The organism is Salinibacterium sp. UTAS2018 (genome assembly GCF_004118935.1).
Classification (GTDB): domain Bacteria; phylum Actinomycetota; class Actinomycetes; order Actinomycetales; family Microbacteriaceae; genus Rhodoglobus.
In genome coordinates this window covers 1,353,123-1,367,486 of the sequence record NZ_CP035375.1, presented here as the reverse complement: position 1 = coordinate 1,367,486, position 14,364 = coordinate 1,353,123, and the positions used below count along the sequence as shown (strand labels likewise).

Annotated in this window: 14 protein-coding genes; 6 read left to right on the top strand and 8 right to left on the bottom strand. The window is 61.1% G+C overall.

Annotated features, from left to right (window positions below):
• Positions 1-8 precede the first annotated feature (8 nt).
• The 7 genes from pstA to ESZ53_RS06475 all read right to left on the bottom strand — a co-directional run bounded on the left by pstA (position 9) and on the right by ESZ53_RS06475 (position 8,566).
• Positions 9-1,091 (bottom strand): phosphate ABC transporter permease PstA, encoded by a 1,083-nt coding sequence (gene pstA, locus ESZ53_RS06505; protein ID WP_129072084.1) that lies wholly within the window; start codon positions 1,089-1,091, stop codon positions 9-11.
• Positions 1,091-2,035 carry a phosphate ABC transporter permease subunit PstC gene (gene pstC, locus ESZ53_RS06500; protein WP_129072083.1) on the bottom strand — a complete coding sequence of 315 codons (945 nt, stop codon included), beginning with the start codon at positions 2,033-2,035 and terminating at the stop codon, positions 1,091-1,093. The genes pstA and pstC overlap by 1 nt, the downstream gene beginning before the upstream one ends.
• Before the next feature lie 157 nt (positions 2,036-2,192).
• Positions 2,193-3,290, bottom strand: coding sequence for a phosphate ABC transporter substrate-binding protein PstS (locus tag ESZ53_RS06495; protein WP_129072082.1), 1,098 nt, complete (start codon positions 3,288-3,290; stop codon positions 2,193-2,195).
• Positions 3,291-3,449: 159 nt separating this feature from the next.
• Positions 3,450-4,529 carry a phosphate ABC transporter substrate-binding protein PstS gene (locus tag ESZ53_RS06490; RefSeq protein WP_129072081.1) on the bottom strand — a complete coding sequence of 360 codons (1,080 nt, stop codon included), beginning with the start codon at positions 4,527-4,529 and terminating at the stop codon, positions 3,450-3,452.
• A gap of 103 nt (positions 4,530-4,632) precedes the next feature.
• Positions 4,633-5,571: an NUDIX domain-containing protein gene (locus ESZ53_RS06485; RefSeq protein ID WP_129072080.1), complete on the bottom strand. Its 939-nt coding sequence runs from the start codon at positions 5,569-5,571 to the stop codon at positions 4,633-4,635.
• Positions 5,568-7,748, bottom strand: coding sequence for an RNA degradosome polyphosphate kinase (locus ESZ53_RS06480; RefSeq protein ID WP_129072079.1), 2,181 nt, complete (start codon positions 7,746-7,748; stop codon positions 5,568-5,570). Before ESZ53_RS06480 ends, ESZ53_RS06485 begins: the two co-directional genes overlap by 4 nt.
• A gap of 77 nt (positions 7,749-7,825) precedes the next feature.
• On the bottom strand, positions 7,826-8,566 hold the full coding sequence (locus ESZ53_RS06475) for a response regulator transcription factor (RefSeq protein WP_129072078.1): 741 nt from the start codon (positions 8,564-8,566) through the stop codon (positions 7,826-7,828).
• A gap of 93 nt (positions 8,567-8,659) precedes the next feature.
• Between ESZ53_RS06475 and ESZ53_RS06470 the strand changes: the two genes are divergently transcribed.
• The 4 genes from ESZ53_RS06470 to ESZ53_RS06455 all read left to right on the top strand — a co-directional run bounded on the left by ESZ53_RS06470 (position 8,660) and on the right by ESZ53_RS06455 (position 11,509).
• A complete protein-coding gene (locus tag ESZ53_RS06470) occupies positions 8,660-8,914 on the top strand; it encodes a hypothetical protein (protein ID WP_129072077.1) in 255 nt (84 codons plus the stop codon).
• Positions 8,915-9,067: 153 nt separating this feature from the next.
• The gene (locus ESZ53_RS06465; RefSeq protein ID WP_129072076.1) at positions 9,068-9,667 is read left to right on the top strand and encodes an FABP family protein; all 600 of its coding nucleotides are present in this window, start codon (positions 9,068-9,070) and stop codon (positions 9,665-9,667) included.
• The gene (locus tag ESZ53_RS06460; protein WP_168187193.1) at positions 9,657-10,730 is read left to right on the top strand and encodes a folate-binding protein YgfZ; all 1,074 of its coding nucleotides are present in this window, start codon (positions 9,657-9,659) and stop codon (positions 10,728-10,730) included. The genes ESZ53_RS06465 and ESZ53_RS06460 overlap by 11 nt, the downstream gene beginning before the upstream one ends.
• 35 nt (positions 10,731-10,765) lie before the next feature.
• Positions 10,766-11,509, top strand: coding sequence for a phosphoglyceromutase (locus ESZ53_RS06455; protein ID WP_129072075.1), 744 nt, complete (start codon positions 10,766-10,768; stop codon positions 11,507-11,509).
• A gap of 80 nt (positions 11,510-11,589) precedes the next feature.
• Here ESZ53_RS06455 and phoU read toward each other — a convergent pair whose 3' ends face one another.
• Positions 11,590-12,243, bottom strand: a complete 654-nt coding sequence (gene phoU, locus ESZ53_RS06450; protein ID WP_129072074.1) for a phosphate signaling complex protein PhoU — start codon at positions 12,241-12,243, stop codon at positions 11,590-11,592.
• Between the two features lie 167 nt (positions 12,244-12,410).
• On the opposite strand from phoU, the gene ESZ53_RS06445 reads away from it, so the two are divergent.
• Positions 12,411-13,565, top strand: coding sequence for a cell wall metabolism sensor histidine kinase WalK (locus tag ESZ53_RS06445; RefSeq protein ID WP_129072073.1), 1,155 nt, complete (start codon positions 12,411-12,413; stop codon positions 13,563-13,565).
• Entirely contained in the window at positions 13,562-14,242 is a 681-nt protein-coding gene (locus ESZ53_RS06440) for a response regulator transcription factor (protein WP_129072072.1), read from the top strand. Before ESZ53_RS06445 ends, ESZ53_RS06440 begins: the two co-directional genes overlap by 4 nt.
• The last annotated feature ends 122 nt before the right edge of the window (positions 14,243-14,364 follow it).

Genomic DNA, 14,364 nt, shown 5'->3' with positions numbered 1-14,364 from the left:
TCCTTCGGTTATCGACCGGTTTTGGGGGCGAAGATTTTGGCGATGACGCGGGCGAGCAGGTTGAGGATCATCACGATCAGGATGAGGGTGAGCGCTCCGGCCCACGCCCGATCGATGTAGGCCTGAGCGTCGGTGCCCTGAGAAATGTACGAGCTGTAGACGAACACCGGCAGGCTTTGCATGCGGTCGCTGAACAGCGAGTAGTTGAAGTTATTGGTGAAGCCGGCCGCGACGAGCAGCGGTGCGGTCTCGCCGATAACGCGGGCGATCGAGAGCATGACTCCGGTCGTGATTCCCGCGATGGATGTGGGCAGCACAACTTTCAGAATGGTCAGCCACTTGGGCACACCGAGAGCAAACGCGGCCTCGCGCAGCTCGTTCGGTACAAGTCGCAGCATTTCTTCGCTGGATCGCACGACGACCGGGATCATGAGCACCGACAAGGCGACGGCTCCGGCGATTCCGACGCGCACGCCGGGGCCGAAGAACAGCACGATGAGGGAGTAGGCGAACAGGCCGGCGACGATCGAGGGGATGCCGGTCATGACATCCACGAAGAAGGTGATGGCCTGGGCGAGGCGGCCGCGACCGTATTCGACCAGGTAGATCGAGGTCATGAGGCCAATCGGCACCGAGATCACGGTGGCGGCCAGAGTCATCTGCAGCGTTCCGATGATGGCGTGAGCAGCACCGCCACCTTCGCCGACGACGTTGCGCAGCGAGAGAGTGAAGAAGTCGAGGTCGAAACGGGCTGAACCGTTGATGGCGACGGTGTACAGCAGCGAGATCAGCGGCAGGAGCGCGATAACGAAGGCGAGGGTCACCAAGGTGGTTACGAGGCGGTCGACGGCGCGACGGTGGCCTTCAACCAGCCGTGACACGGTGGTGAGTACGACCGCATAGAGTACGACGCCGAAGAGAACCGCTCCGACAATATTGAATTCGCTTGCGGGCTGGCCAGCTTGAATGAACAGGAAGATCACCACGAAGGTGGCAAGACTGCTGACCAACATGAGCAGGGGAGCCCAGCGGGGCAGTTGCCCGGCGGCGTACGCGTTCTGGATGGGGCGCGCTGGTGTAGTGGTAGTCATCAGTTCGCTCCCGAGAATTCCTTGCGGCGGTTGACGATGTAGCGCGCGATCGTGTTCACGACCAGTGTGATGGCGAAGAGGATGAGGCCGGTCGCGATGAGCACGTTCACGTTGAGGCCGTAGGCCTCAGGAAAGCTCAGCGCGATGTTCGCGGCGATGGTCGACGGGTTTGTCGAGCTCACCAGGTTGAACGTGATCACGCTCGAGGCCGAGAGCACCATCGCAACCGCCATGGTCTCGCCGAGCGCTCGGCCGAGACCGAGCATGGCACCCGAGACGATGCCGGCGCGGCCGAAGGGGAGCACCGCTACTTTGATCATTTCCCAGCGAGTGGCGCCGAGAGCGAGGGCGGCTTCCTCGTGAAGCACGGGAGTCTGAAGGAAGACTTCGCGGCAGATGGCGGTGATGATCGGCAGGATCATCACCGCGAGCACGATCGAGGCGGTGAGGATGGTGCGGCCTGTTCCCGAGGCGGGGCCGGCGAAGAACGGCACCCAGCCGAAGTTGTCGACGAGCCACGAGTAGAAGGGTTGAACGCCCACGGCGAGAACGTTTCCGCCCCAGAGGCCGAAGACTACGGAGGGCACGGCGGCAAGCAAGTCGATGATGTAGCCGAGGGTTGCAGCCAATGGCCGCGGTGCGTAGTGCGAGATGAAGAGGGCGATTCCGATGGCGATGGGTACGGCCATGAGAAGCGCGAGGCCGGCAGACCACAGGGTGCCGAACACGAGGGGGCCAACATAGGCCCAGAAGTTTGTTCCCTCAAGAAGAGTGGTCTTCTCGGGGTCTGCGGTGATTCCGGGAACACCCTGCAACACAAGAAAAGCCGCGACAGCGGCGAGGATCGCGAGGATCAACGCGCCGGCGGTGAGGGCTGTACCTGAGAAGAGGCGGTCTCCGGGGCGCTGCTTCGCGCGTATACGGGGGGCCGCAGTCGAGGTCATGTGTCGAGTATCCCTTATCCCTGGCGTGGCTTGGTGTGTCGTGCTGAGGTCGTGCTGTGGTCATGCGGGTTTCTGGACGAACGAATTCACGCCGCCCAGAGCAAAGTCTGCCCGACCCCGCTGCCAGTAGCAACGGGGTCGAAGCAGACTCAGAGTGTTACTTGATAGCGTCTACCGCAGCCTGTGCCTTCTCGAACAGCGTCGAGGAGATCGGGGCGGAACCAGCAGAAGCTGCTGCAACATCCTGGCCCTCAGGGCTGATGATGTAGGACATGTAGGCCTTCACCAGGTCAACATTGTCGCTCGAGGCGTACTCGTTGCACCCGATGAGGTAGCTGATCAGAACGACCGGGTACACACCCGAGGCGTCGGATGCGCGGTCAAGCTCAAGAGCGAAGTCAGTTTCGCCGCGGCCTTCTGCGAAGGGCGAGGCGTCAACGATTGCCGCTGCAGCTTCGGGGGAGTAAGGAACGTACTCGTCGCCAACCTTGACGGAAACGGTTCCGAGGTCACCGGCGCGCGATGCGTCGGCGTAACCGATGGTTCCGGTTCCGTTGGTGACGGCGTCAACGAGACCCGAGGTCTGAGGAGCACCCTCGCCACCGAACTCAGTGGGCCAGGTCTCGATCGATCCGACGGTCCAGACCGAGGGAGCAGCAGCCGACAGGTAGTCGGTGAAGTTTGCGGTCGTTCCCGAGTCATCGGCGCGGTGGACTGCGGTGATGTTCAGGTCGGGCAGCGTCACGCCGTCGTTCTGAGCAACGATGGCTGCGTCGTTCCACTTGGTGACTGAGCCGTTGAAGATTCCGGCGATCGTGTCAGCGTCGAGGTTGAGCGAGTCAACACCCTCGAGGTTGAAGATGATCGCGATGGGGGAGATGTAGGCAGGGATCTCGAGGATGCCGGTGCCGGGAACACACGAAGCGAAGTTGTCTTCGTCAATTTCTTCGCTCTTGAACGCGCGGTCAGAACCAGCGAAGAGGCTTCCGCCGCCGATGAACGTGTCGCGTCCGCCGCCGGAGCCGATGGGGTCGTATTCAACCGTGACGTTCTCGTTTGCGGTCTGGAATCCAGCAACCCAGGCCTCTTGAGCTGACTGCTGCGACGATGCGCCAGCGCCAACGAGCGTGCCGGTGAGGTCGGACATGTTCTCGTCACCGCTGCCGTTGTCGGCAGTTGCTGCTGCGCACGATGAGAGGAGGATGGTGCCTGCGATAGCAATGGCACCGATGGTGCCAAGACGCTTGAAGTTCACAGTTTTCCCTTCGGGATGTTGATTTCAGGTTTCAGGTCGGTGCGACCCAAATAGAAAACTTAGGCACGGCAGGTAGCCACTCTCGCCCGGTTAGGTAAACGGGAGGTAAACGACCCATCAACACCACGAAGTGCGGTCCCGGAATCCCGGGGATGTGAGCTATTTGATCGCGGCGACGGCGGCGAGAGCTTTCTCGTAGAGCGCGTCAGAAATCGGTGCTGAGCCGGCAGCCGCGGCGGCGGCCTGTTGGCCTTCGGGGCTGATGACGTAGTCAAGGTAGCCACGAATAACATCCACGCGATCGCTGGACACGTACTCGTTGCAGGCGATCAGGTAGCTGATGAGAACGACCGGGTACACGCCGCTGGCGGTGGAGGCACGGTCGATCTCGACGGCGAAGTCGGTCGCGCCGCGGCCTTCGCCGAAGGGCGAGACGTCAACGATGGCGGCCGCTGCTTCTGGCGAGTACGAAACGTATTCGTCTCCGACCTTGACGGCGATGGTGCCGAGGTCGCCAGCGCGGGAGGCATCGGCGTAACCGATTGTGCCGGTTCCATTGGTCACGGCGTCGACAACACCGGAGGTCTGGGGCGCAGCTTCGCCACCGAATTCCAGAGGCCACTTCTCAATCGAGCCGACGGTCCACACTGAGGGCGCTGCCGCGGCGAGATAGTCGGTGAAGTTCGCGGTAGTTCCGGAGTCATCCGCCCGGTGCACCGCCGTGATGTTGCCGCTGGGCAGATCGACGGAGGGGTTCTGGGCAACGATGGCTGCGTCATCCCACTGGTCGATCTCGCCGGTGAAGATACCGGCGATCGTGTCAGCGTCGAGGTTCAACGAGTCGACGCCGTCGAGGTTGAAGATGATAGCGATGGGCGAAATGTAGGCCGGAATCTCCAGAATGCCGGTATCGGCAACACACGAGAGAAAATCGGCGTCGGCGATTTCCTCGACCTTGTACGCACGGTCGGATGCCGCGAACACAGCGCCACCACCAATGAAGGTGTCGCGTCCGCCGCCAGAACCGATGGGGTCGTACTCGACCGTTGCCGCCACATTGGCGAGCTGGAAACCGCGAACCCACGCCTCTTGGGCGGCTTGCTGTGAGGAAGCGCCGGCACCGATGATGGTGCCGGAAGGGCCCGAGACGTCACCGACGGGAGTCTGAACGCAGCCGGTGAGAGCGAGTGCACTCACCATCGCGAGTGCGCTGACGGTGCCGAGGCGGGTGAACTTCACAGGGATCCCTTCGAGAAACTGACGTGCACGTCATTCTCTCGCGAATTCGTCAGGATTTCACCGCGCGGCAACCTCAGTTGCTTACGGGGAGCACGATCCGGCCTCAGGAATGGTGCGTTTCTACCGCTACAAGGCGCAATTTCTTCGTATCGCGCGCGAAGTGCAGTACCGAAAAATCTCCGGTACTCAACAGCGCGGCGGCTCGCAGGTCGGCATCCGGTGTCGTGTGCGAAGCCTCAGCGAGAGCGCCCACAATTTGGGGGAGTACCGGGCCGTGACTGCACAGCACCGTCGATTTCTGCTTCTTGAGTCGCTTAGCGACAAGAGCAGTCACGGCGGCACCGTTGCTGCGGTACGCGTCTTGGCTGAGGTCGTCGGTGGCCTTGATCTCTAGTTCCGTGCGCTGGGCTAACGGCGTAATCGTCGCGAGGCAGCGAGCAGCGGTGCTGCTCAGGATGCGATCGGGGGCGAACGCGGCGATGCTGCCAGCGATGGTGGCTGCTTGGTCTGTTCCGCGGTGCATGAGCGGGCGCGTGGCATCTGGCCCGTCCCAGGTCTCGCCGGGAACGGCTTTACCGTGACGCACGGCAATCATCGCGAAAGTGCGTGCGTTGCCGGCCTCGTAGACGGCAGCAAAACGATCGAGAACGTCGATGTCGTGCTCGTAGCTGACCTTCTTGCGCGCCTTCGCGAGCGGCAGCCACTCAAGCGACGATATTTCGTCGTTGGGAGTGAACTTCGCCAGCTCCAAAATGTGGTCGTTCACTTCGGCGGCCCAATAGTGCACGTACTTGTCGCGGCCGTTGCCGAGCGTGTAGTGCACTTTGCCGAGCGGAACGCCGAGCTCAACGCTCAAACCGGTCTCTTCGTGAATCTCGCGCACGGCAGTCTCGGGCAGCAGTTCCCCCGGATCGAGCTTGCCCTTCGGCAGCGAGACGTCTTTGTGAACAGTGCGATGCACCAGCAGCACCCGGGGTTTGTCGTCGACAACTCGCCAGCAGACGATGCCTGCGGCGAGCACCGGTGTTGCCGCTGCGGTCATCGGCGAACTCCGCCTCGTTTGCGCTGCGTGATTCTCTTCATAAGGACATTCTGTAGGTCATTGAGCGGTTCGCCATCTTCGGAACGACTATGGCGCACCCAATCGCCCTCAGAATCGAGCCACCACGAGGCGGTGGTATCGGCGACGGCGAGGTCGAACATGTAGTCGAGCTCTTCGACGTGCTCCGGCTCTACGATGCGCACGAGGGCCTCGACGCGGCGGTCGAGGTTGCGGTGCATCATGTCAGAGCTGCCGATGAAAACCTGCGGGTCTCCGTCGTTGTGGAACGAAAAAACGCGTGAATGTTCAAGGTAGCGACCGAGCACGGAACGCACCCGAATGTTCTCGCTGAGGCCCGGAACTCCGGCGCGCAGCGAGCAAATGCCGCGCACGACGATATCGATCGGAACTCCCGCATTGTTGGCGCGGTAGAGAGCATCGATGATCGCCTCATCCACCATGGAATTCAGCTTGATGCGGATGCCGGAGGGCAGGCCAGCGCGGGCGTTCTTAGCCTCGTTCGCGATCTGCTTCACGAGGCCCTTGCGCAGATGGCGCGGAGCCACGAGAAGTCGCTTGAACTTTTTTTCGATGGCGTAGCCAGAAAGTTCGTTGAAGAGTCGAGTGAGGTCTTTTCCGACCTGGTCGTCGGCGGTCAGCAGCCCGAGGTCTTCGTACAAACGACTGGTTTTGGGGTTGTAATTTCCGGTGCCGATGTGGGCGTAGTGGCGCAGCTTGCCCTCTTCTTGACGAACGACGAGCGCGAGTTTGCAGTGCGTCTTGAGCCCGACGAGGCCGTAGACAACGTGCACGCCTGCTTTCTCGAGCTTGCGAGCCCACGAGATATTGGCGGTCTCGTCGAAACGCGCTTTGATCTCTACGAGGGCGAGTACGGCCTTGCCGGCCTCAGCTGCGTCGATCAGAGCCTCGACTATGGGGCTGTCACCGCTCGTGCGGTACAGGGTCTGCTTGATGGCGAGCACATCCGGGTCAGCGGCGGCTTGCTCCAAGAACGCCTGCACGCTCGTGGAAAACGATTCGTACGGGTGGTGCAGCAGGATGTCTTTGCGAGCGATGGCCCGGAAGATGTCGGCCCGCTCATTGCCCTCGGTGGGCATGAGGTCGGGGCTCGTAATCGGCACGTGCCGCAGGTACTTGAGCGCCGGGCGGTCGATGCGCGTGAGCTGGAACAGCCCGCTGAGGTTCAGCGGGGCGGGCAAGCGATACACCTCGTGCTCGGTGATCTTGAGCTCGCGCACGAGCAGGCCGAGCGTCACGTCATCCATGTCGTCGGTGATTTCAAGACGGATCGGCGGCCCGAAGCGGCGATTAAGAATCTGCTTCTCGAGCGACTTGATCAGGTTCTCTGACTCATCTTCATCGACGTTGACATCTTCGTTGCGAGTGACGCGGAATTCGTGGTGCGCCAGAATCTCCATCCCCGGAAACAGGGCGTCAAGGTGGTTGGAGATCAGATCTTCGAGGGGGATGTAGCGCAGCTGGTCACTGCCGTCATCCGGCAATTGAATGAACCGCGGCAATACGCTCGGCACCTTGAGACGCGCAAATTCTTCTTTTTGCGTCTTGGGGTTGCGCACGCGAATCGACAGGTTCAACGAGAGCCCGGAGATGTACGGGAATGGATGCGCGGGGTCAACGGCCAGGGGCATGAGCACGGGAAAGATCTGGCTCGAGAAGATTTCGTCGACGCGCTCACGGTCTTCGGGGCCGAGGTCAGACCACGACTCGATGTGGATGCCTTCGTCATCGAGCGCGGGCTTGACACTGTTGCGGAACTCGGCCGCGTGACGCTCTTGCAGCGCGTGAGCGGCGGCGCTCAGCTCGTCGAGAACGTCGGCGGGAGCACGACCGGTATTGGTCGGCACGGCAAGTCCGGTGTCGATGCGGCGCTTGAGGCCAGCGACGCGCACCATAAAGAACTCGTCGAGATTGCTCGCAAAAATGGCCAAGAAGTTGGCGCGTTCCAGCAGCGGCAGCGACTCGTCCTCGGCGAGTTCGAGCACTCGCTGGTTGAATGCGAGCCAGCTCAGTTCGCGATCGAGGTAGCGGTCGTAAATCAACGTGCCGTCGTCGACGCTCGACGACTCTTCGATGTCATATTCATCGAGAGAATCTGTAGCGGCGCTGGGATCGGCTATCGCGCTGTCGTTGTCCATCTGATCATCCTGCCACTGAGTGATGAACAACGGATTAACTTGACGCGCGATGGGGAGAAAATCGGTGGAAGTGTGCCCTAGACCGCGATGCTGTCGGGCATGACGTCCACGGGAGCATCCGCTGGTTCGGCAATAGCCTCGGGCTTAGGCGCCTTCTCGGCTTCTTCGGCGATGTTAAAGCAGTAGCCCACGTTGCGAACCGTGCCAATAAGCGATTCGAGGTCACCGAGCTTGGAACGCAGTCGTCGAACGTGAACGTCGACGGTGCGGGTGCCTCCGAAATAGTCGTAGCCCCACACTTCGCTCAGTAGCTGCTCGCGTGTGAACACGTGGCCGGGGTGCGAGGCCAAGAAGCGCAGCAACTCGAACTCTTTGAACGTGAGGTCGAGCGAGCGGTCTCGAGCCTTCGCCGAGTAGCTCGCTTCGTCGATCACAATTCCGGATGCGCGAATCTTCGATGCCGAACTCTCCCCTTCGCGGCGCGCCAGTGCCAAACGGATGCGGGCATCGATTTCGGCCGGGCCGGCGCCAACGACAAGAAGATCGTCGAGGTGCCATTGGTGATTGACTGCAGCGAGGCCGCCGTCGGTGACGACAGCGAAGAGCGGAACCGCGATTCCACCCGAGTGGAGCACGCCGCATAGCCCTTTGGCAGCAGCAAGATTGGTGGTCGCGTCGACAATGATGAGATCAGTGGTGGGCGCGGCAACCAGGGTCGCGGGCGCAGCAACGACAACCTCCACCGTGTGACTGAGCAAACCCAGGGCGGGTAATGGATCAGCGTCGGGCGCAGAGCTAAGCATCAAGATGTGTGCCATATGGCCTCCCCACTGCGTGAAAGTGATTCTACCGTGCGCCGCCGCGCGCTCGTGACGGCCCCCGCATCGCCCGCTTCTCGGTACGATGGGTCAATGACTTGGCAAAAGTGGAGCGTCGTGCCGGTGTGGGCGTTGAGCCTCGTGGGCACGGTCATTATCGGTGCGGTTGCCGCGCCCGAGTCGCGCGTCACTTGGCTGGCGATCGTTCTCGCGGCCTGTGTCATCTTCACGTTCGTTGTTCAACTGCTCATTCACCGCAAAGAGGGTTTCGTTGCACGAGCAACCGCCAGCATGGTTGGCGCTCTCGTAGTTGTGGCTGCGGGCACAGCGATTTTCGCTTTCATTTAGTGCTGCTGGGCTGCACAGGGATAGGATTAGTACATGCTTCTCGCACTTGAGCTCTTCTTCGTCGGCCTTCTTGGTCTCGCGACGCTGTCTATCGGCTACGTATCGGTCGTTGTCGTCTACAACCTCTTTCGCGGCCAGCGCTAACAGCGCGCCATGGTAATTGAGCTCGACGCCTCCGGCCCGGCTGAACTAGCGCCACTTTCGTGGCTCGTTGGCCTCTGGGAAGGCACGGGTATCGTCGACTACAAGGTCGGCGACGAAACGCGCACGATCGAGTTTGGTCAGCGCGTTAGCTTTACCCACGATGGCCTTCCGCACCTCAATTACAACTCCTACACCTGGTTGCTCGACGATGAGAAAACTCCCCACGTAACGGAGACCGGGTATTGGCGCCTTCGTCGCGCCGCGACCGCTGGCGACCCTGGCCCCGGCTTGCTGCCTGCTCTGGGGGAGCGCCCGTTCGGCTCGGCCGACGAGGTCGAAAAACTGCGCACACCGAACGGCGGCTTCGAGATTGAGGCGTCCATCGTGCATCCGGGTGGCATCAACGAGTTTTACATCGGCGAAGTAACCGGTCCCCGTATCGATCTCGCAACCGACGCAGTCATGCGCACGCAGGGTGCCAAGGAGTACACCGCGGCGACCCGCATGTATGGACTCGTCGAGGGCCATTTGCTGTGGGCGTGGGATATCGCGGCGCTAGGCCAAGACTTGCGCACGCACGCGTCCGGGCGGCTCGCTCGTGTCGAATAGTTCGTTCTCGTCGCGCCCCGGAGCCATCGGAAACCCGCCCGAGCACTATGGCAACCCGTTTGGCGAGCAGCGTGCGCTGGTAGAAGGCCGTTCCGTCGTCGAACTTGCCGACCGCGCCGTGCTCACCATCACTGGCCCCGATCGTCTTACCTGGCTCGACTCTCTCACCACGCAGTCGCTCAAGAATCTCACTCCCGGCGAGAGCGCTGAAACGCTCCTCCTCAACCCCAATGGCCGCGTCGAGCACGCCATGCGGCTTGTCGATGACGGCGAAACCCTGTGGCTGCTCATCGATGGCTCACAGCGTGAACCGCTTCAGGCCTGGCTCAACCGCATGCGCTTCACGCTTCGCGTAGAGATCGCTGACCGTAGCGACGACTTTGTGACGATCGGCAGCTTTGGCGATGCCCTCCAGGTACCCGCTGCCGCTTCGCGCGAGGTGGCGCTCGTGTGGGTCGATCCGTGGTCCTCCGTCGTGCGTGGTGGCCACCAGTACGCCACTTCAGAAACACACCCGGGTGCTACGTGGAGCTACCGCGAAACACTGGTCGCTATCGATGCCGATCTTTCTGCTTTCGACGCTGCGGGTTCGCTCGCCGTCGATGCCCTTCGCATTGCCGCCTGGCGCCCTCGCTTTAGCTCCGAAGTTGATGACCGCACCATTCCGCACGAATTGGACTGGATGCGCTCCGCCGTGCACCTCAACAAGGGGTGCTACCGCGGGCAAGAGACCGTGGCCAAAGTACACAATCTCGGGCATCCGCCGCGTCGCCTCGTAATGCTTCACCTCGACGGCTCTGAGGGCGCCCTGCCCGAGGTCGGCGCCGAAGTTCGTCTCGGTGAGAAAACTGTGGGATCTGTGACGGCTTCTGCGCGCCACTTCGAACTCGGGCCCATCGCGCTCGCCGTGATCAAACGATCCGTGAATGCCGCCGAAACACTGGCTGTTGCGTCCGACGTCGGCGAGATTGCGGCTGCGCAAGAAGTCATCGTTCCCACCGATGCCGGTGCCGAAGCAAACGTGCCCCGACTGCCACGCCTTGGGGGCGTTACTCGCGGCTAGCAGCAGCATCCGCTCATTCTCGGTACTCTTGAGTCATGACTCACACCCTGATTTTGTTGCGCCATGGCAACTCCGAATGGAACCAAAAGAACCTCTTCACCGGATGGGTCGATGTCGGGCTAACCGACCAAGGCCGCACCGAGGCGAACCGCGCAGGCGAGCTCATCGCCGCGTTCGACAAGCAGCCTGATGTTCAGTACACATCGCTTCTCAAGCGTGCGATCCACACCGCCAACATCGCCTTGCAGGTTGCCGACCTCGACTGGCTGCCCGTGAAGCGCTCGTGGCGTCTCAACGAGCGTCACTACGGCGCGCTGCAGGGCAAAGACAAAGCTCAAACGCTGGAAGAGTTCGGCGACGAGAAGTTCATGACCTGGCGCCGCAGCTTCGATGTGCCGCCGCCCCCGCTCGACGACGAGGCTGAATACAGCCAAGTCCACGACCGTCGCTACGTCGGCATCGATGGTGAGATTCCTCGCACCGAGAGCCTGAAGCTCGTCATCGACCGCATGCTGCCCTACTGGGAATCCGACATCACCAAGGATCTCGCGGCCGGCAAGACCGTGCTCGTCACCGCCCACGGCAACTCGCTGCGCGCGCTCGTGAAGCACCTTGATGGCATTTCAGACGACGACATCGCGAGCCTCAACATCCCCACGGGTATCCCGCTGGTGTACGAGCTCGACGACAACTTCATGCCGATCAAGCCCGCTTACTACCTCGACCCCGAGGCTGCTGCTGCCGGCGCTGCCGCAGTCGCATCACAGGGCAAGAAGTAGCCCCGGCCTCACCCACGCGTTAACGCGCAAAGCCCCGACGAGATCGAATCTCGTCGGGGCTTTGTCGTGAAGCGACGTGCTTAGTCGTCGTCCTGAACCCAGTCGCCGGTAGCAAGGTATTGAACCTTCTTGGCGATGGAGACCGCGTGGTCGGCGAAGCGCTCGTGGTAGCGCGACGCCAGAGTGGCATCCACAGTATCGACTGCAGCGCCCTTCCAGGTCTCGCCGAGCACCTTGTCGAACACACTGAGGTGCAGCGCATCAATTTTGTCGTCGTCGTTGCGAATCTCTTCAGCAACGCGCACGTCTTCATGCTTGAGCAGCTCAACCAGCTTGTTCGCGACCGCGACGTCGAGTGCTCCGAGCTCTGCGAAAGTTGCTCGCAGAGACTTGGGCACAACCTTGTCGGGGAAGCGGTAACGGGCAAGCTGAGCGATGTGCTCAGCCATGTCACCCATGCGCTCAAGCGATGCGCTGATGCGCAAGGCACTCACTACAATTCGCAAGTCGCGGGCGACAGGTTGTTGACGAGCGAGGATGTTAATCGCAAGCTCATCGAGTTCGGCTGCCGCAATATCAATTTGGTCATCATCCGCAATCACTGTTTCTGCCAGTGACACGTCTGATTCATTGAATGCTTTTGTGGCGTTGTCTATTGAGACAGCCACCAGGCTGGCAATTTCCACGAGGCGATCTTGCACCTCGCGCAGTTCTTGTTGAAATACTTCGCGCACGCTATCTACGTCCCTTCGATACGGGCATGACGAAGCCCGCACGGCTTAGGCCACCCTGCCCGCGTTAGGTTAACAACAGGTGTTGGCGGCCTGAACTTTATCTGAAGTGAGCACTCGTCGCGAACTTGCGGCAAGCGGATGCTCCAGATGTAACTAATCTAGTCGGTATGGACTCTGCGTGGCTCGTGCCTGCCGCCCTCGCTTTTGGCGTATTTCTCGGCGGTGGCATGTCCTTTATCATTTACGCAGCCGCCAAGCGGGGCCAAAGAGCCGCCCACGTGGTCTCTTCCGCCGTGCCAGATGGCGTTGATCAGGTCATCGATGCGCTTGAATCCGCGGGTATCGTGCTCGATCCCTCCAACAACATCATGAAAGCGTCGACAGGGGCGCTGACCTACGGTCTTGTTTGGAACCATGCGCTCGTGCATCCGGAACTCGTTGAATTTGTCGATCAAGTGCGTCGCACCGGCGAGCCGATTGCCCAAGAAGTGCACTTATCGCGCGGCCCTTTCGGTGACGCCAACATTTATCTTTTTGTTCGTGTTGCTCGCCTCGGAACGCGCTACGTTTTGCTGTTGGCCGAAGACCGCACCGAGTCATACCGCCTCGATGAGGTGCGTCGTGACTTCGTGGCCAACATCAGCCACGAGCTCAAAACCCCCATCGGTGCGGTCGGGTTGCTCGCCGAAGCGCTCGTCAGCGCCTCAGACGAGCCGGATCAGGTCAAGCGGTTCGCGAAGCGCCTCACGAAAGAATCACACCGTCTCGCTCGCATTACGCAAGAGATCATCGAACTCTCGCGATTGCAATCCGCCGATGGGCTAGCCGAAGCCGCACTGGTAGATATTGACAATGTCGTGTCCATTGCGATCGACCAAAACCGCGCCGTCGCTGAGTTCAACAAGGTTGACCTGGCGAGTGGAAAGCTCACCGGTTTCGAGGTTTTCGGGGACGAAACCCTGCTGGTGCTTGCGCTCGACAATCTTATTTCTAACGCCGTGCAGTATTCACCGGAGAATACGCGCGTAGGAATCGGCGTTCGTCACCGCGATGGAGCTATCGAGATCTCGGTCACTGACCAGGGTGTCGGAATTCCCGACGATGAGCTCGACCGTGTATTCGAACGCTTTTACCGCAGCGATCCCGCTCGCAGCCGTCACACCGGTGGTAGCGGGCTCGGCCTCAGCATCGCCAAGCACGTCGTGCAAAACCACGGCGGTGACATCCGCGTCTGGTCGCATCTCGGCCAAGGCTCCACTTTCACGATTCGCCTTCCCGAAATCGATCCCGACGTAACCAACGCAACAGGAGACAAACAATGACCCGCATTCTGATCGTCGAAGACGAGCCGTCGTTGAGCGAACCTCTCGCATTCTTGCTCGAGCGCGAAGGCTACGAGACGACGATCGCTGAAGACGGCCTCGCGGGACTTGCCGAGTTCGACCGTAACGGCGCCGATCTTATTCTGCTCGACCTCATGCTTCCCGGTCTTGCGGGCACCGAGGTGTGCCGCGAGATCCGTACTCGCTCGAACGTGCCCATCATCATGCTCACTGCCAAGGACAGCGAAGTGGATATCGTGGTCGGCCTTGAGCTGGGTGCAGACGACTACATGACTAAGCCTTACTCCACTCGTGAGCTCTTGGCCCGCATCCGTGCCGTTATGCGCCGCCGCGCAGAAGACATCGACGAGACCGACTCGGTGCTTGAAGCGGGGGGAGTGCGCATGGACGTGGAGCGGCACACGGTATCCGTTGACGGCGCCGACGTCACTATGCCGTTGAAGGAATTCGAATTGCTCGAACTCTTGTTGCGCAACGGTGGACGCGTGCTCACGCGTGGCCAGCTCATCGATCGAGTGTGGGGTGCCGATTACTTCGGTGACACCAAAACTCTCGACGTGCACATCAAGCGCATTCGTTCAAAGATCGAGAAGCTGCCGTCGCAGCCGAAACTTCTCGTGACCGTGCGTGGGCTCGGCTACCGCTTCGAAGATTAGAACGAGACAGGCGCACGCGCACGCGGCTAAGACTGCAGTGCGCCTGTTCGTCCAGTGCGCCTGTTGGCCTGGGGCACTGCTGGTCTCGCGAGCGTCAGTTGGTCTCGCGAGCGTCAGCTGGT